18 protein-coding genes and 6 pseudogenes are annotated in these 21,794 nt (G+C 60.9%); 7 read left to right on the top strand and 17 right to left on the bottom strand.

The window, feature by feature from the left end; all coding sequences use genetic code 11:
* Positions 1 to 5: 5 nt before the first annotated feature.
* Positions 6 to 2,801 (bottom strand): helix-turn-helix transcriptional regulator, encoded by a 2,796-nt coding sequence (locus OG331_RS02780; RefSeq protein WP_406209650.1) that lies wholly within the window; start codon positions 2,799 to 2,801, stop codon positions 6 to 8.
* Between the two features lie 37 nt (positions 2,802 to 2,838).
* Here OG331_RS02780 and OG331_RS02775 point away from each other — a divergent pair.
* A pseudogene (locus tag OG331_RS02775) lies at positions 2,839 to 3,328 on the top strand (IS6 family transposase); the annotation flags it as partial.
* On the opposite strand, the gene OG331_RS02770 reads toward OG331_RS02775, so the two are convergent.
* The 4 genes from OG331_RS02770 to OG331_RS02755 form a co-directional block, all read right to left on the bottom strand.
* Complete coding sequence (locus OG331_RS02770; RefSeq protein WP_406209647.1) at positions 3,314 to 3,415, bottom strand: transposase; 102 nt, start codon at positions 3,413 to 3,415, stop codon at positions 3,314 to 3,316. The pseudogene OG331_RS02775 and the gene OG331_RS02770 sit on opposite strands and share 15 nt — an antisense overlap.
* A gap of 65 nt (positions 3,416 to 3,480) precedes the next feature.
* On the bottom strand, positions 3,481 to 3,900 hold the full coding sequence (locus OG331_RS02765) for a transposase family protein (protein ID WP_406191246.1): 420 nt from the start codon (positions 3,898 to 3,900) through the stop codon (positions 3,481 to 3,483).
* A 425-nt stretch (positions 3,901 to 4,325) separates the two neighbouring features.
* On the bottom strand, positions 4,326 to 4,667 hold the full coding sequence (locus tag OG331_RS02760; protein ID WP_406191244.1) for a hypothetical protein: 342 nt from the start codon (positions 4,665 to 4,667) through the stop codon (positions 4,326 to 4,328).
* Positions 4,668 to 5,252: 585 nt separating this feature from the next.
* Complete coding sequence (locus OG331_RS02755) at positions 5,253 to 5,501, bottom strand: hypothetical protein (protein ID WP_406191242.1); 249 nt, start codon at positions 5,499 to 5,501, stop codon at positions 5,253 to 5,255.
* A gap of 981 nt (positions 5,502 to 6,482) precedes the next feature.
* On the opposite strand from OG331_RS02755, the gene OG331_RS02750 reads away from it, so the two are divergent.
* Positions 6,483 to 6,668, top strand: coding sequence for a hypothetical protein (locus OG331_RS02750; RefSeq protein ID WP_406191240.1), 186 nt, complete (start codon positions 6,483 to 6,485; stop codon positions 6,666 to 6,668).
* A 195-nt stretch (positions 6,669 to 6,863) separates the two neighbouring features.
* Here OG331_RS02750 and OG331_RS02745 read toward each other — a convergent pair.
* The 4 genes and pseudogenes from OG331_RS02745 to OG331_RS02730 all read right to left on the bottom strand — a co-directional run.
* Positions 6,864 to 6,984 (bottom strand): annotated as a pseudogene (locus OG331_RS02745) (IS3 family transposase); the annotation flags it as partial.
* 93 nt (positions 6,985 to 7,077) lie between these two features.
* On the bottom strand, positions 7,078 to 8,076 hold the full coding sequence (locus OG331_RS02740; protein ID WP_406191238.1) for a hypothetical protein: 999 nt from the start codon (positions 8,074 to 8,076) through the stop codon (positions 7,078 to 7,080).
* Positions 8,077 to 8,587: 511 nt separating this feature from the next.
* A complete protein-coding gene (locus OG331_RS02735) occupies positions 8,588 to 10,564 on the bottom strand; it encodes a TIGR00730 family Rossman fold protein (protein ID WP_406209645.1) in 1,977 nt (658 codons plus the stop codon).
* A 96-nt stretch (positions 10,565 to 10,660) separates the two neighbouring features.
* Positions 10,661 to 11,407, bottom strand: a complete 747-nt coding sequence (locus tag OG331_RS02730; RefSeq protein WP_406191236.1) for an isopentenyl transferase family protein — start codon at positions 11,405 to 11,407, stop codon at positions 10,661 to 10,663.
* A 575-nt stretch (positions 11,408 to 11,982) separates the two neighbouring features.
* On the opposite strand from OG331_RS02730, the gene OG331_RS02725 reads away from it, so the two are divergent.
* The 3 genes from OG331_RS02725 (at position 11,983) to OG331_RS02715 (ending at position 13,652) form a co-directional block, all read left to right on the top strand.
* Positions 11,983 to 12,261, top strand: a complete 279-nt coding sequence (locus OG331_RS02725; RefSeq protein ID WP_406191234.1) for a hypothetical protein — start codon at positions 11,983 to 11,985, stop codon at positions 12,259 to 12,261.
* Positions 12,258 to 12,578, top strand: a complete 321-nt coding sequence (locus OG331_RS02720) for a hypothetical protein (protein ID WP_406191232.1) — start codon at positions 12,258 to 12,260, stop codon at positions 12,576 to 12,578. The genes OG331_RS02725 and OG331_RS02720 overlap by 4 nt, the downstream gene beginning before the upstream one ends.
* Positions 12,579 to 13,025: 447 nt before the next feature.
* Positions 13,026 to 13,652, top strand: coding sequence for a methyltransferase domain-containing protein (locus tag OG331_RS02715; RefSeq protein ID WP_406191230.1), 627 nt, complete (start codon positions 13,026 to 13,028; stop codon positions 13,650 to 13,652).
* A gap of 136 nt (positions 13,653 to 13,788) precedes the next feature.
* Here OG331_RS02715 and OG331_RS02710 read toward each other — a convergent pair.
* Together OG331_RS02710 and OG331_RS02705 are read right to left on the bottom strand one after the other, a co-directional pair.
* Positions 13,789 to 14,069: pseudogene (locus tag OG331_RS02710) on the bottom strand (transposase); the annotation flags it as partial.
* Positions 14,070 to 14,111: 42 nt separating this feature from the next.
* Positions 14,112 to 14,291, bottom strand: a complete 180-nt coding sequence (locus tag OG331_RS02705) for a hypothetical protein (protein ID WP_406191228.1) — start codon at positions 14,289 to 14,291, stop codon at positions 14,112 to 14,114.
* Between OG331_RS02705 and OG331_RS02700 the strand changes: the two genes are divergently transcribed.
* Complete coding sequence (locus OG331_RS02700) at positions 14,290 to 14,502, top strand: hypothetical protein (protein WP_406191226.1); 213 nt, start codon at positions 14,290 to 14,292, stop codon at positions 14,500 to 14,502. The genes OG331_RS02705 and OG331_RS02700 overlap by 2 nt on opposite strands.
* A gap of 27 nt (positions 14,503 to 14,529) precedes the next feature.
* Here OG331_RS02700 and OG331_RS02695 read toward each other — a convergent pair whose 3' ends face one another.
* Positions 14,530 to 14,727 carry a hypothetical protein gene (locus OG331_RS02695; protein WP_406191224.1) on the bottom strand — a complete coding sequence of 66 codons (198 nt, stop codon included), beginning with the start codon at positions 14,725 to 14,727 and terminating at the stop codon, positions 14,530 to 14,532.
* Between the two features lie 231 nt (positions 14,728 to 14,958).
* Between OG331_RS02695 and OG331_RS02690 the strand changes: the two are divergent.
* Positions 14,959 to 15,090: pseudogene (locus OG331_RS02690) on the top strand (IS30 family transposase); the annotation flags it as partial.
* Positions 15,091 to 15,188: 98 nt separating this feature from the next.
* On the opposite strand, the gene OG331_RS02685 reads toward OG331_RS02690, so the two are convergent.
* The 5 genes and pseudogenes from OG331_RS02685 to OG331_RS02665 form a co-directional block, all read right to left on the bottom strand.
* Positions 15,189 to 16,022, bottom strand: coding sequence for a methyltransferase domain-containing protein (locus tag OG331_RS02685; RefSeq protein WP_406191222.1), 834 nt, complete (start codon positions 16,020 to 16,022; stop codon positions 15,189 to 15,191).
* A 1,050-nt stretch (positions 16,023 to 17,072) separates the two neighbouring features.
* Positions 17,073 to 17,213, bottom strand: a complete 141-nt coding sequence (locus OG331_RS02680; RefSeq protein WP_406210898.1) for a hypothetical protein — start codon at positions 17,211 to 17,213, stop codon at positions 17,073 to 17,075.
* An 84-nt stretch (positions 17,214 to 17,297) separates the two neighbouring features.
* A pseudogene (locus OG331_RS02675) lies at positions 17,298 to 17,372 on the bottom strand (hypothetical protein); the annotation flags it as partial.
* Positions 17,373 to 17,471: 99 nt separating this feature from the next.
* Positions 17,472 to 17,862: pseudogene (locus OG331_RS02670) on the bottom strand (transposase); the annotation flags it as partial.
* 89 nt (positions 17,863 to 17,951) lie between these two features.
* The gene (locus OG331_RS02665; protein ID WP_406191220.1) at positions 17,952 to 20,702 is read right to left on the bottom strand and encodes a hypothetical protein; all 2,751 of its coding nucleotides are present in this window, start codon (positions 20,700 to 20,702) and stop codon (positions 17,952 to 17,954) included.
* Between the last annotated feature and the right edge of the window lie 1,092 nt (positions 20,703 to 21,794).

Here is a 21,794-nt window from a genome sequence, read left to right as displayed (position 1 = left end):
AAACCTCACTGCTGTATAGCCTCGTGATGGCGGAGCTCTCGACGACCTGTGATGCCGAGTTTGGCGAAAACGTGACTGAGGTGGAATTCAACGGTTTTAGTGCTGACGAAAAGGCGACTGGCGATCTCCCTGTTGGTCAGACCGTCGGCGGCAAGTCGGGCGATATCGTGTTCGCGATCCGTCAGTGGATTGGGAGCAGTGGCCCTCGGCGAGAAGCCGGCATCGGTCCCATTATTCAGTGAGCCTTCGCATCGCTGCAGGAACGGTTTCGCGCCCAGCTTGGCGAACAGCCTGGTGGCGCTCGACCGCAAGGCCTCGGCCGCTTGGTCCTTCCCAAGATTCATAAGCAGACGACTGTATGCATGCTCGAGACGGCTGCGGTGGAAGGGGATATTGGTCGTCGTGGCGGAGAGCATAACTCCATGATCGTAGCTGATTTGCGCTGTATCGGTGTCACTTCGAGCCTCGGCGAGTTGCCCACGCAGGAATGCGCATACGACTTGCAGGCAGGGCGCATTTTCGGCAAGTTTCACCAGGCGGGCAAGTGCTGTTTCTGCGGAATCGAAATCGCCTATGCCGATCAACGCCTCAGTGAGCAGTGGCTGCCAGTACATTGAGGACATCTCGACGATTCCCTGGCCCGGGAGTCGGAACATTGGCTCGAGTGCCGTATACATAGCCGCGTAGTCGCCGCGAGCCTGAGCCAATGTGGCACGGCCGATGGACTGCCAGGGAATCGAGTAATTCGGTATGAATTGGGCCAGCTCTTCGCCCTGACGTAGCAGCTCGTCGGCTGTTTCCCATTCGCCGCGTCCAGCAGGGACAAGACTCCCGAAAGCGCAAGCCATCGCAATGCCCCAAGGCTTGTCCTCCATCACGGAGATGGTGCGGCCACGCTCTACCTGAAGCAAGGAATCGTCCCACGCGCCGAGCAGGTATTGATCCATGGCGAGCACGAGATGTGCATCCTGCGCCCAGATGGGAATGGAATGCTCCCGTGCGAGTTGCAGGGCAACCCAAAGATCATCGGATCCCTGAGTGAGCTTCCCGCCGTAGGACCGAAAGAGGCCACGATATGAGAGAATGAAGGCGTCGGAGGGTGCCACGCTCCCAGCTTCCGGCAGCGGTGCTATCTCTTGCAGGGCACGCTCGGCTGCCGCCGCTCCACCTGTCATTCCGCAGCCGTAGGCGAAATATGACTTATGCTGGGATCCGTAGTCCGCGGCTGACGCTTTGAAGTCCAATGCTCGCTTTTGCGAGTCTACGCACTTCGGGCCATCTGCTGTTGCGATGTATGAAATACCCAGCCAGTAGCTTGCCATTGAAGCGATCCATTGCTGGCTAGGTAGCCTTTCAGTGGCCTGCACTGCTCGGATCAGCAGAGATTCTCCCTCGGTCAATTCTCCCTGCAAGAGTTTGCTTGATCCTAGGACAAGATCACGGGTAGGCGTGGGCTCACACAGCGCGGCTTTCTCCAGTAGTGGCCGGAAGCGGGCGAGTCTCTCGGCCCAGATCAGGTGTGCACCAGCGAGGAGAAGGAGCCGTTCTCGTTCGGCCTGCCCGCTCGCCAAGTCCGATGCCCAGAGCAAAAGCGTTGCCGCCCGTTCGGCCTGGCGGTCGGTGAGCAGCTGTGCGGCTTCGTCCTCCAGGGAGCTCGCGAGCTTGGGGTCGAAGCCGTCTACGGCGGCCACCCTGTGCCGCCAAGAGGCATCCCGAGCCACCAATGGCACCGCATTGGCGTGTAGTTCGCGGCGACGAGTGGGGCTGATCGCCCCCAGGATCGCGTCGCGTTGGAGAGCGTGCGAGACCGTCACAGGGGTGGTGGGCTCGTCGGGCCACCAACGCAGCAGTCCCGCGGCCAGGCACGGCTCCAGGGCCGCTGCAGGATCGCTCAGGCGGGCGACGGCGGCAGCAAGTGCCAAGGGCAGACGGGCATCAAGGATCGCAGCGGCCTCGGCCAGGAATCGAGCGGGTTCGGGCAGGCCGCTCAGCTGCAAGCGGATCGCCGAATCCAGACCGGGCGGGACGGGCAGCGCCTCGTGCTCGTTAGCCAACTGCTCGACCGATAGCTCGGCCAGCAGTGTCTGCAGATACAACGGGTTTCCAGCGGTGTGGCGGTACAGGCGCTCCGCGACAATCTGTGTTATCTCGCGCCCCCCGGTCATCTGGGTCGCGAGCTGCCTCACCTCCGATCGGCCCAGTCCGTCGAGCCGCAGGTGGCACCCTTGCTGAGCGCCGGCCAGGCGCCGGACCTGATCCACGCGTTCTTCAGCGTCTCGCTCGCCCGAACGAAGCACCATCACGGTCAGCACTGCATCGGCTTCCAACCGCCGGAGCACGTATCCCAGTGCTTTTAGCGATTCCTCGTCCGCCCACTGCGAATCCTCGATCACCATCGCCACCGGGCCGGCACTCTGAAGATCATCCAGCGCGGTCAGCAACTGTGCGCCAATCTCCACGGGTGATGCCCCGGCCATGCCGCCCGCTAGGAACGGAATTTTTTGCCGGACGTATGGTTCAATCCTCCGGGCTAGCTGATCGGCCACCCCGAATGCCCAGTCTTGTTCAGTTGTGTCGCAAAATGCGCGGATCGACGAAAATTGCTCGACAGTCGGGTCCGAGAGCCACTGCTGCACCAACGCGCTTTTGCCCACGCCGGCGAGTCCCTCCAGCAGCACCGTCTGCTTCCGACCTGCGGCCACTTCTCGCACACAGTTACTCAGCTGGGCGAGCGGATCTGCACGGCCGACGAACACTCTGCAATCACCTCCTCGTTCCATCAAACTCCCGCTTTCGAGCACCTGCAAGCAAGGATGCTGTCCGGGCGGGGCTGGGACGATCTTTGGGCTGTCCGTCCGGGGAGGGGGTCGTCGTGTGGTGTGGTTGTACTTCCGCTTCTCCCTTAGCTTCCGCGAGGCCGAGGAGCTGATGCTGGCGCGCGACGTAGTCGTCTCCTATGAAACGGTCCGGCGGTGGTGCCCGAAGTTCGGCCAGGCCTATGCCAACGCGCTACGCCAACGACGCCCGCAGCCCGGCGGATAAGGGTCACTTGGACGAGGACGTCATCAAGACCAACGGCGTGCAGAAGTACCTGTGACGGGCCGTTGACCAGGGACGGGATGGTTCTCGACGTCCTGGTCCCCAACCGGCGTGACAAGGCTGCGGCCATGCATTTCTTCCGCCGGCTCCTGAAGACAGGTGCCCAGGGTGATCGTCACCGACAAGCGCCCGCTCCTACGATGCCGCGCACCGTGAGGTGATGCCCTCGGTCGAGCACTGCTCCCACAAAGGGATCAACAACCGGGCCGAGAATTCACACCAGCCGCTCGGGCACATCCCGCCAGGCCACCCCGGCCCGGAACTTCCACACGATCCCGTTGAGCATCGTCCGGTCATCCAGCCGAGGCCGCCCCATCGACGTCCGGGGCAGCAACGGCCGCACGAAGTCCCACTCGGCATCGGTCAGTTCATGGCGACGTATCACCCGACCATGATCCACCAATCAAGATCACATTGACGACAGACCCTAGCGCTCTTGCCGTCCGCCACCAGTCGCACAGGACGGTCACGATCTGTACTGGCAGGCCGCAACAGCACGGCGAGGCCGGCGGGATGCAACTGCTCGATCACCCGGCGGACTGTGTCCATCGACGCGGCCGGCCGCACCCCCAGCGCACCACGGACCGGAAACCCCAGCCGGGCCAGAGCGTCCTGGGGCGCCCGACGCAGCCAGTGACCCACCGCCGCATAAGAACGTGCTCCGGCCGCCACCGCGCAGGCCGCCGCCCTGACCAACGCGACCAGCGGATACCGCAGCCCACGGCGATCGCGCGGATCAACGCTCTCCGCCTCACCATCACCCGACGGGGCGACAGAACACGACAGCACGGACGCGGGCATGGCAGACTCACGAATCACCGAAGCTCCGTTGTTTATAGGCGAGTTGGTAGCTCACCTACATCAACGGAGCTTCGGCGCTTCCGGTCACACCCCAGCCGACCAGCACAATCACAAGATCAAACCGACCTTGCAAGAGCCCTGACTGAGAAGGGCCCCTGAACTGGGTTTTTGGTCAGGGGCCCTTCTCATGTCCGGCAACCGCAACTGCCCGGTGTTCCCACGGCAGGGGCACGGGCAACTTCGGATCCGTAGCTCTACATAGATCGGTCAACGGGGGTCATATAGGCTGCCGTTCGACCCCTGAGAGTGGCCATGAGTCATTGACGGTTGCTGTACCTCGTTGCGGTACTGCCTTCGTCTTCGCCAGCCTTATGATCGGCATATCCCGGTTTCGGGGGTAACGACGGCCGCGACGGGTGCGATGGTCAGGTCGTGCCGTGTGGTGCGGCGTGGCCAGCCGATTCGAGGATGCCCAATATACCCTGCAGGCAGGAGATCAAGCGCGCTTCACGGCCGGGGTCGTCCGTTTGGTTCGGCGTGTCAAAAGTGGGATTCCCCAGGAACGCCTTGAAGTTGTCTATGTCAGACGCCATAAGATTCCCGTTCTGCGGGAGATTCCGGTAAGCGGTAGCCTGCTGAAGGTAAGCCCACCAATAGGCTTGGTCGTGGCCGTTGCCGGGAACGTAATCGTAGGCGCCGGGGATGCCGGTGCCGTCGCCGCAAATCTGCAGACAGTTATCTGCCTCATTGGTAAGGGCAGTGGCCATGGGGATGCTGAAGGTGTATATATATGGCATTTTGCCTCCGCGTGTCATTCATGCGGCCCTGGTGCCTTCGGCTCAGTCGCCGCGGAATTGTACTGCCAAGTCAGCCTTGCAAAAGGACAGTAGCCCGTATGCCTCGGCCGCCCGAAGTCCGCCAGGGCAGCGCACTGGCCTCACTCGTCGGCCCTTCGTGCAACGGCCGGCCCGTTCACGGTCCATGAGGCCGGCCTCAGTTCCCCCCTCTGCGCCTACCTGCCCGGACGGCCTGAGCGCAGCGCCCACCCGGCTCCCGTCCCGTACGCCGTCGACCCACACGTATGTGGAGCCATGGCGTCCAGGTGGAGCGCCCTGCCGGACGTACGACCTGGACGCCATGGGCTGTGTCTGCTCGGCTTGGCCTGGGTCGATGGCATACGGGACGGGAGCGCCCCGCCCGCACCCCGTGAACCCGCGGCCGGCAGCGGCCCCCTGGATCCTGGCGCCGGCCGATCCCCCGCCGGAAGCATCGCCGTGACCGGAGGCTGCGCTCTGTGGTGATCGACCCCTGGCTACCGGTGCTGTCCACCAGCGGGCGCGCTTTCCGGGCAGCTACCATTGCCCAAACTGGACCCACCGGTCCTGTATTTGGAGCACGGCAAGACCCATGCGCAATGTTCCATTGTCGTCCGTGCTGCGAATATCGTATGTTATTTCATTGGACTCTTCCATGAAACTCGCAATTGCATCAGGAAGAGACTCGTCGAATTGCACCCAGGTTCCGTCGGATGCGTTCGGATCCATCTCGCCCTGCCAGCCAGTATGGCCAGGATCGTCATTGCGTATAACCGTCACTCGCATGCTTTCGTCCTTTTCTCGCTGATATTTTCTGCTGTTCGGAGCGCCGAGGTGTGATGAGTATCCCGGCCAGCGCCTATCTCACTCTTGGATCAAAGGCCAGTCATGAAACCAAAGGGTTCTGACCGCAGCGCTTTCTATCCATCGATGCCGGTCGACCAGGACACTTCAGGAGGTCCACGAAAACTTTCTCCACGTTGCACCTCTCGCGCTCTTTGCATCCTCAGCCGGCCGGATGAGCCGTTTCCCCGTAACCTAATGCGGCGCAGCCCCGCCCCCGCGTTCCGGGCGGACAGCATGTCGGGCACAGATCGCGTCGCTCCCGGGCGGCGGTGCGGACGTGGGCTCAGCCAGGATTTCCGTGAAGCCGTTCGTGACGTGCTGATCAACGCAGGGTCTTTGAGGGGTGATCTTGTGTCCGGGTTCGTCAAGTCAGTCCGAGGTCTCGACATGCCCCTCTAGAAACGCCTCCTGCGAGGCCGTCGCATAGACCCGGAGCACAGTCCTGCCCGAGTAGGACATCTGCACGTGAACAGCACGCACTTGCGACACTGCCCGGCCGGATCCAGCCACACGTCCGCGCAGTCGACCTCCGCCTCCTCGCCGGGCCGTTTCTCCTGCGGCACCATCCCTTCGAGATGCCGGCGTCCTTCCTTGGACTCCAGCTCCAGCTGCGGGCGGCGCCTGCGGACATAGTCCCGAGCCGTGGAGTACGACGCCTGCTCGAAGTCATGCTCACCCGCGAGCGGCTCAAGAATCCGGTCGAGAAGGGCGGGGGCTCCGGCGAGGGTCGAGGGCTTCCAGGTGGGTTACATGGGAGGTGACGGGGTGGAACGCCGGGTGCCGTTGGGTCAGGGCCGAAGCCGCCGCCAAGGCAGAGCGTGTTGGGGCCGGTGAAGGGCTTCATCGAGGCGATGCTGCGGAAGGACCAGAAGGCGCCGAGGAACCAAAAAGCACACCGTCCGCTGCCTGAAGGCCGTCACCGTGCCCAGGCTGCCGTTCCCGCACGTCGACCAGGCGCTGCAGATCGTCCGCCGGCGGCGCACGGCGCGCAGCGGGACGGTGACGCTCCAGCGCGTCCACGCGGTCACCAGCCTGGCGGTTCACCAGGCAACAGCCGCTGACCCGGCGGAAACGCGTCCGCCGGCACTGGGCAATCGAGAATCGTGAGCACCACGTCAGCAACGTCACGTTTGGGGAGGACACCGCGTGTGTGCGGACCGGCAGTGAGCTGCGGGCGACGGCTTCCCTGCGGAACCCGGCGATCGGCACGCTCCGCCCGGGCGGAACGGGACAACATCGCCGAGGGCCTGCGCCATCACGGGCGAGACACGGCTCGGCCGCTGGCGCCCCTCGGACTCACGTCACGGCCTTGGTGTAGCAGTCGATGACGGCGGCAAGGAGTACCCAGCCCTCCCAGGTGGGAATGTAGGTGATGTCGCCGACCATTTTTCGCCGGGGGCGCGTCGGTGGTGAAGTCGCGTTTGCCGCCCTGGCCGGGTTTAACGAACTACCGATAGAACTCAAGAGATCCAACGGACCGTCATGAAGTGCCGAGGCTAATGGGACGCGACCGCGATCAGGATTCGCTGACGATCATGCTAAACATCGTTACACTTCGATCGAATGCGAAGAATGCGCCTGGGATGGCAACTCGCCTCACGACCGAACAGGAAACGTCACCCTCGTTCCATTGATCACCCGCGAGTTGGCTGATCATATTTGTGTAACCGCGTAGGAGTATGCCGAGGTCTACAACCTCAAGCGCGGCATGTTGATCAAAAGTTATCCCCTCCGAACTGGCCCGTGGAGCCACATAACGTAGCAAAATATCCGCCACCCTAGCCGGAATCTTGGCTAGCTGGACCAGCAGCGTGAGGGCTTCCAGATCGAGTGACCGTGGGTAGACCTGACCCGTGCTGGTTAGCACCCTTGTAAAGCCCAGAAAGGCGGCCAAGCGGTTCTCCATATTTGTTAGCTTGCCTCTGTCTCCGCCGAGGAGATCCAGCATGTCTTGCGAAGTCCCTGCAGGTCCTTTGATTCCACGCAATGGGTATCTGGTGAGAAAATTATCGATTCGCAGTTGCGCCTGAGCCACTTCACTCTGTATGCCGCGAATCCTTGACTCATCAAGGGAATTCGGCCAATTTTCGGAACCCGCCGAGTGAAGGCACGCGTCGAGTATGCGACATATATCAGCACTTCGCGTGCGAGATATCTGCAAACTCGAGCGAATCTGAGCTTGCTCGATATTATCGTCCAGATCACGTCCTGTAAGACCGTTATGGATGTACTCGTGGCCAGCAAGAGCGTTGAACTCTTCAATGCGAGCCTTGACATCATGCCGGCAGATACGCTCACGCCTGTCAATTGAGTCAAGATCGACCTGGAAGATGTTTTTCTCGTACTCACGTATGACGGCATTTGGAACCAGAAGACCTGCTTCCTGCTGGGCACGCAGAAGTTCGACCCAGAAGAGCCTCTCTGCTATCACTTTATGCTGTGGTGACCATAGGCGGGCAAGACTTCGTGATATCCCGTCGACGGCCAAAACGTGAGCAAAAGCCGGTTTCTCCACTAGTGCGACATTAGTTTCCCGTGATTCGTTGGTGTCAGCTGAAGCTCTTCGTCTCATTGAGCCTGACATGGATGACCTCTCCTCTGAACAGGCCGTGGATGCGGAAGTTGGAGGCGGATCGGCATGCTTGGACCGATGTGGCCCTTCGGGCCCGCATTATGTTGTGGCTGGCGAGGGCGTCGCCGCAAGGGCATTGCCGAACCGGCCGACCTGCGGCAGCGGGAAGGCACATGATGCCGCTGCGGACACTTCGCCCCCATCGCTGAACCAGAATGAGATTCAATTCGAGATCATCACTCGACAGGTAATCCGCCGCGGGACCTTCTCCAGCGTCCATGTTCTGAACAAAGATCCGCGATTATATCGACTCGTGGAACGTGAACGCCAAACCCTTCATCTGGACCGTGACTGCCGGCCCGGCGAGATCCTCGTCAGGGTCTGCGTCGTCCAGACGAACTAAGGAAACTCGTCAACAATAGCGCGAGCCAGCATAAACCGGATCACGGGGCCACTAGGAGTTACTAGATTGACAGGCAATACGCAGAGCGTCCTTCACTGTCGTCGCACGGACCGCCAATTGACTGCCTGCGTCAATGAAACCATTGCAGCGAACATGCTCGAGGAGGGCGAAGAATGGTTCAAAATAACCGGTATCATCCAAGAGCACGATAGGCTTTCTATGCAGACCTAGCTGGGCCGATGTTATGGTGTAGAGAAGTTCCTGAAATGTACCGTAGCCTCCCGGAAGCACGATAAATGCATCTGCCAGACTCTGCATACGAAGGCCGCGGTCGTGCATATCGGGGACACTTATCAGCTCACTTAGGCCCGACCGTGTAAGCTCTCGAACTATGGGCTCATCCAAAGTCACTCCAATGATCTCCCCTTCTGCTGCCAGGACAGCGTCGGCCAAAGATCCCATGATCCCCGAACCACCTCCGCCGTACACGACTGATATTCCTTGCTTCGCACACTCGATACCCAGCTCAGCCGCCATCTGCTGGAACTCAGGACGCCCGCCTTCGGCCGCTCCGCAAAAAACTACTACTCGTTCCTTCACCGGGATATCTCTCCGGGAACTTCTGGAGGAGTAGATGGTCTCAATTTCTCCCCCAGGCCGAACAAGTATATCCTGATCTCGTGGACCTGTAGTGACCGAACTGACAGGCAAATTCAGGTAGTCCGAGATATAGTCAACTAGATTCTGTGCTTGCACCGGCAACTCGCTATACCGGGCTACACCGTTTGTCGAAGTGAGCCATCCGGGAAAGAATCGATAGATCGGAGTGCATTCACTTAGGTACTTTTCGTCCGGCCTGAATTCCAGATCCTCTTCCCCGTGGTAAGCGTAGCCAGTACAAACTCCAATGCTGGAGAATTCATCCAGCACGTCGAGCTTTGTCAGGGCGACACTTGTACACTTATTGCGTCTGGAGGCCCAGAGCGCATGGGGGAGATCGAGCCATCCGCAGCGGCGCGGCCGGCCTGTGGTCGTCCCGCTCTCCTTGCCTACCGTCCGTAGCCTGTCACCTAGGGCTCCGGTGTCCTCAGTTACGAACGCGCCATTCCCCACCATCGTTTGATACGTCTTGAGGACCCCTATCCTGTGATGGATTTGCGAGGAGTCGATTCCCGTGCTGCTCCCTACGGCATGAAATGTGGTTGGACACGTAGTCACAAAGGGGTAGTTTCCGTGGTCTATGTCAATAAGCGGACCCTGCGCACCCTCAAATAGAATCGAATATCCTTCTTCTGTGGCGACTTCCAGAAGGCGGACCGAGTCGACGGCGATCGCGAGCACTTTATCCCGAAACGTCGACAACCATGCGTAATTTTCATGCACAGAGCCGGACGGCAGCCCAAAAAGACGGGCATTTTCTTGCAATCGGAGACGGACAGTTTCCATGTCCTCAAGATCGCAAACCCGTACCCCAGTCCGATTGGCCCTGCTGACGTTCGCCGGGCCGATTCCCCGTTTGGTGGTCCCGATTGCCCCTTCTTGACCCCGATTTGCCTCTTGCAGATGGTCAACAAGACGGTGCATTGGAAGGACCAGGTGAGCGCGGTCGCTAAGAAAAATTCTACCCGAAACATCAAACCCTTCGGAGTCCATTTCATCAATCTCGGTGAGGAGCTTCTCGGGATTAACGAGGACGCCCCCGGTAATGACTCCCACCGTTCCAGGGTGTCGGAGACCGGAAGGGATGAGATGGTTTTTCAGTACAACAGTCTCATTCTTCTCGTTGATGAACGAGGTTGTGTGCCCTGCATTTTCTCCTCCCTGAACGCGCACGATGATGTGATGAAAGGGCGCTAGCCGATCTACCATGGCGCCCTTACCCCCATCCCCCTGTTGCAGATCCCCGATCCAGGTGAGATTGGGAATTTGCGGTACCACGGCATCGCACGCAGACAAGAGCGCCAGCAGATCTTCTTGGCGACTTACCCGTCGGTGGCGAGCCGAGCTGCCGTCGGATACCGAGCACATTACTTCGGAATCTAGAGGGACAATCCCATTTCCGCAATCGTTCATCGGTGGCTCTCTTTCGGAATCGGCGAAATCTGCAATCATCAAATTTCTCAGCTACATAAGGATGTTATCCACACCGCATCCACGTTCGGCGAATGTGTCCAAAACTGCAGCTATCTCGCAGCGCTGCCGTTCAGCATGGTTCATGAATTCGCGATAAATGATCCGGAAGAAGGTAAAGCGAAATGCAGCCTCGGCTGTGCTGTTCATCTCAGTAAGGTCCAATCCTTCCCTCTCGCAGAAATCAATGATTGCGCTATACGTCATTAGTTTTCTCAGTACCGACATGGCTGCAGAGTCGAGCCACAGCGCTCGCAGCTCTCCAATAAGGGTGGGTGCATCGCCTGTATACCCAAGCATTTCTCCGATGCGCGTCTGCATATTTCTGTCATATTCTATGTAGCTCTTCTCCAGGAGTAGTGAAACATGAAGGTCTATTCCAGCTGACCAATCATCACGCTTGGCGAGTTCCTGCAATATCGATATTGAGCCTCCCTCGAAGATCAGATGTTCACCCCCAGAGCTGCGATGGTGATGCACCAGGGCCGCAACTCGTTCTACTGCTGCCTCGGGAGGAAGGAGTCCGACACCTACCGGACGATTGTCGTCCAGGTAGATGCGTTCAGTCCCCGCCAGGCCGGCGGCTTCTGGTCGACCGGATCCCACCGCCAAGTCCGGGTGGCACTGCAGGCGATCAAGCGCTACGACTGGCGAACGGTGTTGCTGCCCAAGGGCTACGGAGCGCCGCGTTTTCCCTACTCCCGTTGGTCCGATCAGCATAAAGACGCGAAAGTTGGACATGTTAGAGATGCCTTTCGGTCGATCCAGTTTTATCGATTATTAGTGCTGGGTCCTGCGAGAGATGCGGGAGCAGATGTCGATTGGCGCCTAGTTGATCACATGGGAAAAGCTTAGATAATCCCCTTAGGCCGCTCTTCAGGGCAGCCGATATTGCACAGAGAGGTACGTGCCGGTAGTTCATCGAACTCGTCGGTATTTGGGTTGACGACAGTGCGGGTTGGCCGTAGGGCCGGTTCCAGGACGGCCTGGCCGGCTGGGCTTACCGGTCCGCGGCGCTGGGGGGTGCGGCCGGCCGCGTCGATGGACATTGTCCGCCGCATCATCGGGCAGCTTCACTCCGGCGGTGTGGCCGCGCTGTCGCGGCCCGCCGATGCGGAGCAGGCCCGCCCCGTGCGGTTGCGGCGGACGGCAAGAGTGCCCGGGGCTCGCGCACCCGGGCCCGGACCGCGGCTCATCTGCTGGCTGTCATCGACCAGGATGACCAGGTCAGCGCCCGGCTGCGGATCCATGACAAGACCAACGGGATTCCCTGCCTGCGCGACGTGCTCGGCATCGCTCGACATGAAGGCGTGTGCGTGGGCGTGGACGCACTGCACACCCAGACGGACACCGTGCGGTTCCCGGTCCAGGACAAGAAGACCCGCTACCTGCTCACCGTCAAGCTCAACCAGCGCATTTTCTGCGCCAGTTGCCGCCGCCTGCCCTGGGACAAGGCCACCGCGAAGTACTGTGACCGCACCGAGGGCCACGGCCGGAAGGAGACCCGGGTCGTGCAGGTACTTTCCGTCTCCCACCTGGACTTCCCCGATGCCCGCCAGGCCGCCCGGATCACCCGGCACCGGATGGACACGTGACGGGCAGGCGCACCCACGAGACCTTCCACGTCATCACTGGCCTGTCCGCACGCCGGGCGAAACCCTACGACATCGCCCTGGGCCTGCGCGGCCACCGGCACATCGAAAACAAGATCCACTATGTGCGCGACACTCTCTGTCGCGAAGACCGTTCCCAGATCCGCACCGGCCACAGCCCCGAGAACATGGCGACCCTGCGCAACACCACCCTCGAACGGCTACGTGCCGCCGGTGCCACGAGCACGACCGGAGCCGTCCGTGACCTGTCCTACGAGCCCTTCAGCGCCCCGCTCGACCTCCTCGGCATCCCCCGATGACCAGCGGAAACGTCAGAGAGAGTCTACTTTGGAGTGGAACTGGTGGTAGCGAGTCAATTGCCATGATGGGGGCTGAAGATGACTACCCGCCGTCCGTGTCCGCCTGCACCGGGACCGTCCGGTGAAGGGGCACGCGGCCCGGTTCGATGACCTCTTCGTCAGCCTGGCCCAGCGCGGGGGCTTCGTGAGTATCTGACCGGGCTGCTGGCGCCGCGGGACCGGAATAAGACGTTGACTTCCTCCCCCTGCCCTTCAGGATGGGGAGAAAGCCAACTCTACTGCCGGGTTAAACGAACTACCGGTACCAACTCACAGCCTAAGCACACGAATTATGCAACGGAGTCGCCCTGACCTCCTGAACCTCACCTGATCATGACAATCCGAGATCAGGTGACTTCGGGAACCCCTGACGTGGCTGATGCGGCGGAACAACCGTATACTGCAATCATGCAAGAAAAGAAATTCTCTAAGACAATGTTGGGCGACAACGTTGCTCTCTATATGAGTGTTCAAGAAGTTGCTGCCCTTCACATAGCCAAGCGCCTCGCACGTTATCAATCATGCGTGGAGCTGTGTACAGCCGTAGGCGCATTGGCAATCCAGGTCGCACGATTCATTCCAAGAGTCACAGGCGTAGACATTGACCCTCGCCGCCTGGAATGCGCCAAGCGAAACGCCGAGACGTATGGTGTAGAAGATAGAATTGAATTCATAGCCGGAGACGTGCTGGACGAAGAATTGCTGAATTCCATCACGGCCGATATTGCCATTCTTGATCCGGACTGGTCGACGGAGGTGGTCGAGAAATCCGCTCATGCGATAGATATCGACAAAATGCAGCCTAGCCTGCGGCAAATGGTACTGCTGACCCGTAAGAGGGTTACGTCTAACATCGTCATGCGCATTCCGAGGTATTTCGACATTGAGACGCTTGGCGAGTTCGGTCCTCACGAACTTGAAAGTATTTTCATTGATGGTCGACTCAGGTTCAAGGTCGCGTACTTCTTGCCGGAAATTCAGTCCGCTCGGGAGACGTCGATCTATTTGAATGGGTTGGGGTGGATATTTCATTAGTGGTGTCCTTGGCTCGATATGTTCCTGTAGTTGGCCTCGAATTCTTGAGCAGGATTCGATTGTGTGTAATTCAGATGGAATGTGACTGTTGGTGAGGGTCTGTCCCGTGAACGGTGTTTCTGGAGTTGTTGGGGATTCAGAGGCAGGCGAGGGAGAGCCGACCGTCGAAGGTGATCTCGAAGGCGTTGAGAGCGGCCTTCCAGCGCTGTGACCAGCGCTTGCGTCCCTGCCTGGTGGGGTCCAGGCTCATGATGGCCATGTAGATGCACTTGATCGCTGTCTGCTTGTTCGGAAGTGCCCACGAGCGAGGACAGCCGTGCGGATGGGCGCGTTCACCGGCTCGATGGCGTTGGTCGCGCATATAGCTCGCCTTATTTCGGTGTCGAATTGAAGGAAGGGGATGAACTGGGCCCAGGCGCAGGGCTTCGGCGTAGTTGCGTGATGACGTCCGGTTCGTGATCATCCGAGGCCCGGTAGTGCGAGGGTGCGGCGGGTGTTGCGGCGGAGGCCGGCCGTGATGTTCTCCACTCCGGCCGTGCGGAGGGCTCCGATGGTGAGGTTGCGCCAGGTGGCCATCGCGCGGGGCGTGTTGCCGGTCCGTAGCTGGGAGGCGTCCAGCGACGGTGGTGTCGCGGGCATGGTGCAGGGCCTCGATCTTCCAGTGGTCGCGGACGAGTTCGGCGACCTGGGACGTGGTGGCCTGCTCGGCGGTCAGGTTGGTGACGGCGTAGACCGTCTTGACGGCGGTCTTGCCGGTCTTGAGGTCGGTGCGCCGGCGCTTGATCTGGACGGCCCGCCGGGCCCCCGGGGAGCTGTTCACGGTGGCGACCTTGATCCGGCGGATCCCTGAGTGGCCGTGGCCGATGCCCCGGGTGCGTCACTGAAGCGGGATGTCCTTCCAGGGAAGGGACTTGAGGCGGCGGTGCAGCTTCTTCTGGTTGCCTTTGACGATCGCGATGTAGTGGGCGCCCTTGGCGAGGAGGTAGTCGGCATGCTCGCGCTGGGGGTGCATCGCGTCGCTGGTGACTACGGCGCCGGCCAGGTCGGCGACGGTGTCCAGCAGCGGCTGGAGCACATGATCTCGTTGGTCTTCTCGCCGACGTCCAGCGGGCGGGCAGGTGGCGCGAGCCTGCCGCAGCAGCGGCAAAGAGAAACGGGAGACCTTCGTCAGGACACCGAAGCGCACCCCACGCAGGGGTGACACCGACACGGACCTTCCAGACGGAAGCGTCTGGAAAGCTGAGAGTCACTGAAACTTTAAGCAACGGAAGTGCCCAAGATCATGGGCCGGGTCACCGGCCGTCGCAAGAGCACCGACCTGAGCGTTCACACCCCAGAGCATCTTGATGCCGTGACTGCCGAGATCAACGGCCGCCCACGCAAAACGCTCGACTGGGAAACCCCGGCCGAGCGCCTGCATAAACTGATCACAGCTTGATCAACACGATACGTGTTGCAACGACCCCTGGAATCTGCCGTTCAGCGAAGGATCGCGGCCAAGCGGCTATATGGGGCGGCCACCGCGGGCGCGAGAGGTCATGCCTCCAGCACGAACAAATTGTACGTCAGCAGGCTCGACGAGAACGCCGGCAGCATGAACTTCTCGCTCCCGGTCGCCTTGTCTGACGTCGACCGCACTTGCCAATAGGGCACGCATGGCGCCGTCAGGTCGACCTCGTTGGTCACCGTCAGCCCGGCCGCCGTAGCAGCGCGCCGGTACTCCGCCGGTGGGCTGATGTTCGTCAGGTAGTGCCGGTCGACCGTCTCCTTCATTTTGTCGGCTTCGGCTCCGCTCCCCGCGCACCACGCGATCACCACGATGCGGCCGCGCGGCTTCAGTGCGCGGCGGAACGACCGGAACAGCTTCTCCAGGTCATCGACATGTTCGGTTGACTCGCACGCCCACACGGCATCGAACGGTCCCGCCGCTTCGGCGTACCCGCCCATGTCGCCGACCGTGAACTGGACGTGGGCGCTAACCCCATGCGCGGCCGCCGCCTCCTGGCCGAACCGCGCTTGCTCGAGGGACAGCGTCACGCCCTCGACGGCGCACCCGTAGTTCTTGTGCATGACGATCGCGCCGCCGCCGGCGCCGCACCCTGCGTCGAGCACGACCGCGCCCGGCCCTATATCGCCTAGGTATTCCTGGCCGACGCGCACCAACTCGAGCTCCATTGCATGTACCAGCTGCAGCCGCCCTTCGTCGTCAGCGATCTTGGGTACGTCACCGATCTCCCCGCCATGCAGCCCGTTGTGGTTGAAGAACAGTCCATCCTGGGAGGCAAGCGCCAGGTTCATCGCGCTGTTGGAGCCGCGGGTTTTCTCGTCGTACAGCTGTGCAACATCGCGCAAATCGTTAAACTGTCCCACAATCAGATTCCCTACTTTTCGGTGCACCGTCACTTGCGGTGCGCTTATCAGTGCGTGGCGCCAGGCGATCCACACACCAGCGGGCGGCTGGGGAGGCGTCTGGCGCTCCTGCAGTGGATGGCGACCCGCATCGGTACGGACACAGGCGTGATTAAATCCGAGGATGTTTCAAGGTCCGGCGCGACCCCTTACCAAGAATGGCGATGAAGCGCGCGATAATATGAGCGCCACCTCTTTCTGCGAGATGCGGCCGTAGTCCTTTGTTGTTAAACCGTTTGACGTTTCCCCGTGCACTGGTACCGGCTTGGCTTTTCCGCGGCAATCTCTTTCGCTTCGGACAACGGGACCGCCCGGACCGGTCCTGCCATTACACTTCCGGAGGCGTGCGGGTGTCACTCCCAGTTCGAGCAGGCGATCGGGCACTCGGAAGTGCACGAACGCGGTACGTTCAGCCTTGATCTTGGACGGCGATTTTCTATGCTTGAACGTACTCAGGTTGAACTCGCTGAGTCGCGGCTGCTGATCTTTAAGGCTGTTCTTGACGATCTGTCAGGGCGCATGAGGGCGGTATGGGGAAATCGAATGCAGCGCGTTGCGGGCCGGCTGAGCGAGAGGCGCGGCGGATGCAGGCTGCCGCTGCTCGGACAGGGGGTGAGGCAGGTGCAGGTCAGAGCTCTTGTAAAGGTCGTCGTGATCTTGTGAACGTGCTGGTCGACGGGGGAGTGACCGGGTACGCCGAAGCTCCGTTGGTGTAGGTGAGCTACCAACTCGCCTGCAAACAACGGAGCTTCGATGATCGGTTTTCTTGAGCGCAGGCCCCGTCCTTCAGGGGGGCTCATTCTTGTAACGGAGCCGCGCAGAGGCGGAGTTCACTGAGTTGTCAGTGGCCTCCCACTATGGTGATCACGTTGTTTCGAGAGGGGGTGTCCTGGTGCCTTCCAGCCGCAGGTACCGGCACGAGCTCACTGCCGAGCAGCTGCAATGTGTGAGGAGTTTGGGAACATCTGCCGTGCGGTGTGGAATACCGGACTCGTGCGCAACGAGGCACCACTACATAACCGGGCAGGGGTGGAGACCCCTGCCGCCGATGGCGTCCCACTTCGTGGTGTAGGTCTGCTGGGAAACGTCGGCTCCGTACACCTCGGCCAGATATGCGGATATCTCACCGTGGGTGAGGCCCTTCGCGGACATTGAGCTTCTTCAGCGTTGCTTCTCCAGGGTGAGGACGGCTTTGACCCTTGACGTGAGGTGGTTGGGGCTGACGCGGGCTATGCGGAAGATCCGCCAGGTCTTGAGTCTCGCGAAGGATCGCTCTGCTGGTGAGCGCAGTCGGGCGTGTGCCCGGTTGACGGGCTTCTGCTTGATGGTGAGTTCACGGCGCGGCCGGCGTTTGACTGGTGTCGCGACGTTGCACCGGCTCCCTGGTAGGCCTTGTCCGCGAGAACGGGGATCCTCCCCGGTTAGGCAGCGTTGCCGCTTGTTGACGATCTGCGGCTCGAACGGGCCAGCCACGTCCCGCGGCTCCTTCAGCTCGACCGGGCCGAAGTCGGTGAGCACGGTCTTCGTCCGCGTGCTCTTGCGGCTGTTTGCCAGTGTTCCGGTCCGTCGCGTCGGGCTTGTCGCTCCGCGCTTGGCCGGTGACCTCGCCCTCCAGGGCGGACTCCGGGACCGCTTGGTCAGCTGCTGCTGCAGCCCACCCTCACCGGTCAGCGGCAGCCCGTCACTGCGGGCTCGGTCGACCGGCATCGCGACCAACCAACTGCTCGTGCGACACCGCCTCCGCAGCCGACTCGACGACCGGCTCCTCGATGGCCTCGTTTTCCACAATGGTCTCGCTCACGAGGCGTCTTCTTGATCATCGGATCCGCCGTTGATTAGACACCCCCGCAAAGGCGCCTGGGGTCGAGCACCGGGCGAGCCATGTGCGGGTCACATGAAGTCGATCCGGACGTCGGGGGCGTAGTTCGTCATATGGTCCGTCATGTAGTCCCGGAAGGTCTGCTCATGCTCGGCGGGTAGGTCGCCGACCATGAGTCTGTAGCCTGCCTGGTTTTCGTCCGCCACCTTGTAGAGGAAAACTTGGACCCACTGGCCGTTGCTGTTCTGGAAGCGACTGTACAGATCCGCGCTGTTGTAGAAACTGGTGTCTCCGTACATCACCAACATGGTTCCGGTGAAGTAGGCCCACAGAGGGTTTCCTGAAGGGCTGCCCCCATCGTCCACTCCGTTGAAGGGCGCATCCTGCAGGAGAGCGTCGTTGTGCAGGGAGACATGCGTCATGCTCAGGCTGTCGCCGGTTCCGTCCGCGGGGAGCGTGAGGTTCTGCTGGTTGAGTTCCCGCTGCTCCCTCACGTAGGCGTGGGTCTCCTCGGAGAACAGGCTGTCGCCGGTTCCGTCCGTGGGGAGCGTGAAGCCCTGCCGGTTGAGTTCCCGCTGCTCCCTCACATAGGCATGGGACTCCTCGGAGAACATCGACATGCGCTCCCGGATTGCCGGGAGGCTCGTCAGCTCCCTGGAAGCCGGATCCAGCTCTCTCGCAAACGCGGCACGCTTCGAGACGGGACGGGGATTGTCTTCGGAGCCCACGACGAAGCAGTCGACCGAACCGCATGGGGGCTCCTTGTACAGCGACATGTCGACTTCGAACACCTGCGTCGCCGGTCCGTGACCGACAGCGTAGATACACAGATCGCCCGAGATGGAGTTGATCATTTCGGCCCTCGGTAGTCCCGTGACCCATGCATTCCAGGCGGCCGACGACACCAGCAAGGGATTGCGTCGGTTGACGGCGAGCCCTGTCATCACGCCTTTCACTGTCACTACGAAGCATCCCGGAGTGCCTACCGCGATTACCTCGGCCTCGGACTGCCTGGCTATCTTTATCCAGGTAGCCTCGGTCATCGTGTATGAAATGGTTTCGGAGCCGAACCGTACGGTGGCCGTTCGCGATGAGTATGCGGCACGCGGAAGACCTTCGATCCACTTCTTCACTTTCGGTGAGGTCAATATGAAGCTCACTCCGAATTCCTTTTTCTGGCTGCGCGGATCGACGATCAGAGTTTCCCCTCCCTTTTTCATGGTGTAGCACTCTGACAAATTCCGCGTCAGGTCGTGCTCGGGTAGTTTTTTTGGTAGTGCAAAATGCATCTCGCAGCCTTCGGATCCGAGATTTATGGAGATGGATGTATTGTCCATTTTCACGGACGGGATACTTTTAAGGATTTCTTCCCATCTCGTCTTTGTTCTCAGCAGATCGGGGTGCGCGGCAGGATCGATGGCCACCGGGGGCAGACTGACGCCTATGTTCGATGGGTCGAACTTGAAACATCCCGGGGTTCCCGGAAGGGTGCGCTGTGACAGCTGCAGGAGTTTTTCGTGATAACCTCGGGCGACCACGTACATCTCTTTACCCTCGCCGACGTTCAGGGTCAGCGTGCCGTGGGGAAGCAGCCTTCCGACCGCCTTGGGTAGCGTGTCCATCCAGGTGTGAGCCAGCCCCTTTTTCGGGTGCACCTTGATGAAAAAGTCGGGTTTGTCGATTTGGGCAATGAAGACGCCGTCGGATGCAAGGATTCTGTGGTATCCGGGCCCCTTCTCGGTGGGCTCGTCCGGCCATACCCCCTTCCAAATGTATTGTTGCCCGCTCGGCAGGGTTACGACCTCGCCTTTCAGTTCGGCCTCGGGAAGACTCTTGATCCAGTCATTCCATTGTGCTTCGGTCTGAAGCCCAAGTTTTGGATGCGTGGGCTGCACCACGTATGTTTTGTTTCGTATCTCGACCCTGAAGACCGCCGGTGTCTGGGCGGGATCGAAATTCCGTGAAATCTCCCGCGAAATACTGATGAGTATTTTCTTCTGCATGGGTGTGACTCTGTAGTTCTGTCCGGGTGTGCGCAGCATGCCGTAGGAAAGTTCCGCCTCGGGTAGCTCCAGTATTCGCTGGAGGATTTCATCGACAATCAGTTCTTTTTTCAGTCGCCGTTTCGCGACAATGAACGGCACGGTGTGCCGTTTGATGACGATGAAATCTCCGTGCGCCGCCATGGAGAACGCCTTTTCTGTCCACTTCCCTTTGATCATGGCGGTGTTGATTGCTGAAGCAGGAAGCGCGTACAGGTGCTCCCCATACCTGACCATCCAGGCGGTGGGGGTCACTCTCTCGACCTGCCCCACCTCCGATGTATTCTTTAGAATTCTTGCCAGGCTTCTCCTCCTCTCGCTCTCCTTCAGCGCCTCCGCCGCTTCCTCTTCTTTCGTCTTGGGCCAGTTATTCTTCTGTTCGGTCAGCCACTCGTTGTACTGTTGAAGCTCGGTCTGGTGTGTGGCATGCATCTTTTCCATGGCGTCCGGCCATTCCTCCCGGAAAAGCCTGCAGATTTTGCGCATCTCGTCTTCATCGGCCAGCCACTCGCCAACCTGCTCCTGCAGCCCTGTGGCCACATAATTCACCACCGGCCCGGCCTCGTAAACGTGCAGAGTCTTGCCCGACAGGACGTTGTCGATCCCATCAGGAGAAGCGTGCGCTTTCCCGGATTTATTTTCGACGGAGATGTGAAAAGGTTTGTTCTCCGCCTTGTAAAAACTCCATGTCTTGTTTTCGGTTTCCGCTCTGATCCACTCCTGATTGTCTACGGTGATTTTTGGCGGGCTGGATTGGCGGACCGGTTTGATCATCTCCATGGTGGAACCTCCTGGGTTCGGCTGCCCTCGACCGTGGTCGGCTCAAGTCTGTTCCCGGACGGCCGAGGTGAGCAGTCTTGAAAGGGCAGCCTTCGGGGCTGAGGGGGTGGTTGCGATGTCTCGGTTAGAGGGTGGTGGTGTACGAGACAGTGGGCTCTGGCGTGTTCTGGCCGGGCAGGTTTTTTTTCGGGTCTGGGATCACCGTCTTGGTCTTGAGAGATCGGTAGAGGATCGCTGTCTCGGGGGTGTGTGACGCTGTCAGTTTCGTGAGTTCTGATCCATGGGCCGGGTGGGGATTGGTGTGATCGTGGGGGTGGACCAGGAAGCGTGGGACCCGGCTGTGGCGGGTGCTGGTGCCCAAGCCGCTTTGCCGGCTGTGTCGGTCCGGGCGTTGCGGGGACAGGCGGTACGCCTCTCGACGCCTGCTGGCTCTGCGCCGGGAGGGGAAGCTCACCACCACGTGAGAGGGTGGCGGCGGACGCCTTGAGTGTGCGAGAGCGGGCAGTGTGGCGGTGGCTGGCCGCGGCTGAACAGGACGAGGGTGTAGTCCGGGCACCGGGGGAGCGGTCTGCGTATCCAGGGCGGTTCACCGTCACCGTGGAAGTGAGGGCTCTGCTCGGGCTGGGGAAGGGGAAAATTTGCCGCTGTCCACCGTGAGCTGACCGCTCACGCGGCGAGGGTGGTCCGCCCCCGTCGATCCCGACGCTGCGCTGCGCGCTGCGGTGGCGCGCCAGGAGCCGTTCCGGCCCCCGGGCGGCCTGCCCGAAAAGGTCCGCATGGACCAGGGCAAGGACTTCCTACCGAGGACGGTGACCGCCGCGTTCAACGCTCTCGACGTCACCGTCGAGGACCTGCCCCCGTACACGCCGCACCTGAAAGGCGCGGTGGAGGGGCTGAACCGGGCGGTGGAGTCGATGTTCCTTGCCGCGCTGCCCGGCTGTGTACGCCAGCCCCGGTCGGGCCGGCGCCGGGCGCGGCGGCGGACGAAGTGCTCCTGGACGACTTCGAGGACTTCACCACCCGCCTGTCGGACTGGGTGGCCTGGTGGAACACCTCCCACCACCCTGGGCCCTTGCAGGGCCGGTCCCCGCT

The sequence above is a fragment of the Streptomyces sp. NBC_01017 genome (genome assembly GCF_045162795.1).
In the GTDB taxonomy this organism is placed as follows: Bacteria; Actinomycetota; Actinomycetes; order Streptomycetales; family Streptomycetaceae; genus Streptomyces; species Streptomyces machairae.
This window is presented reverse-complemented; position numbering and strand designations above follow the sequence as displayed.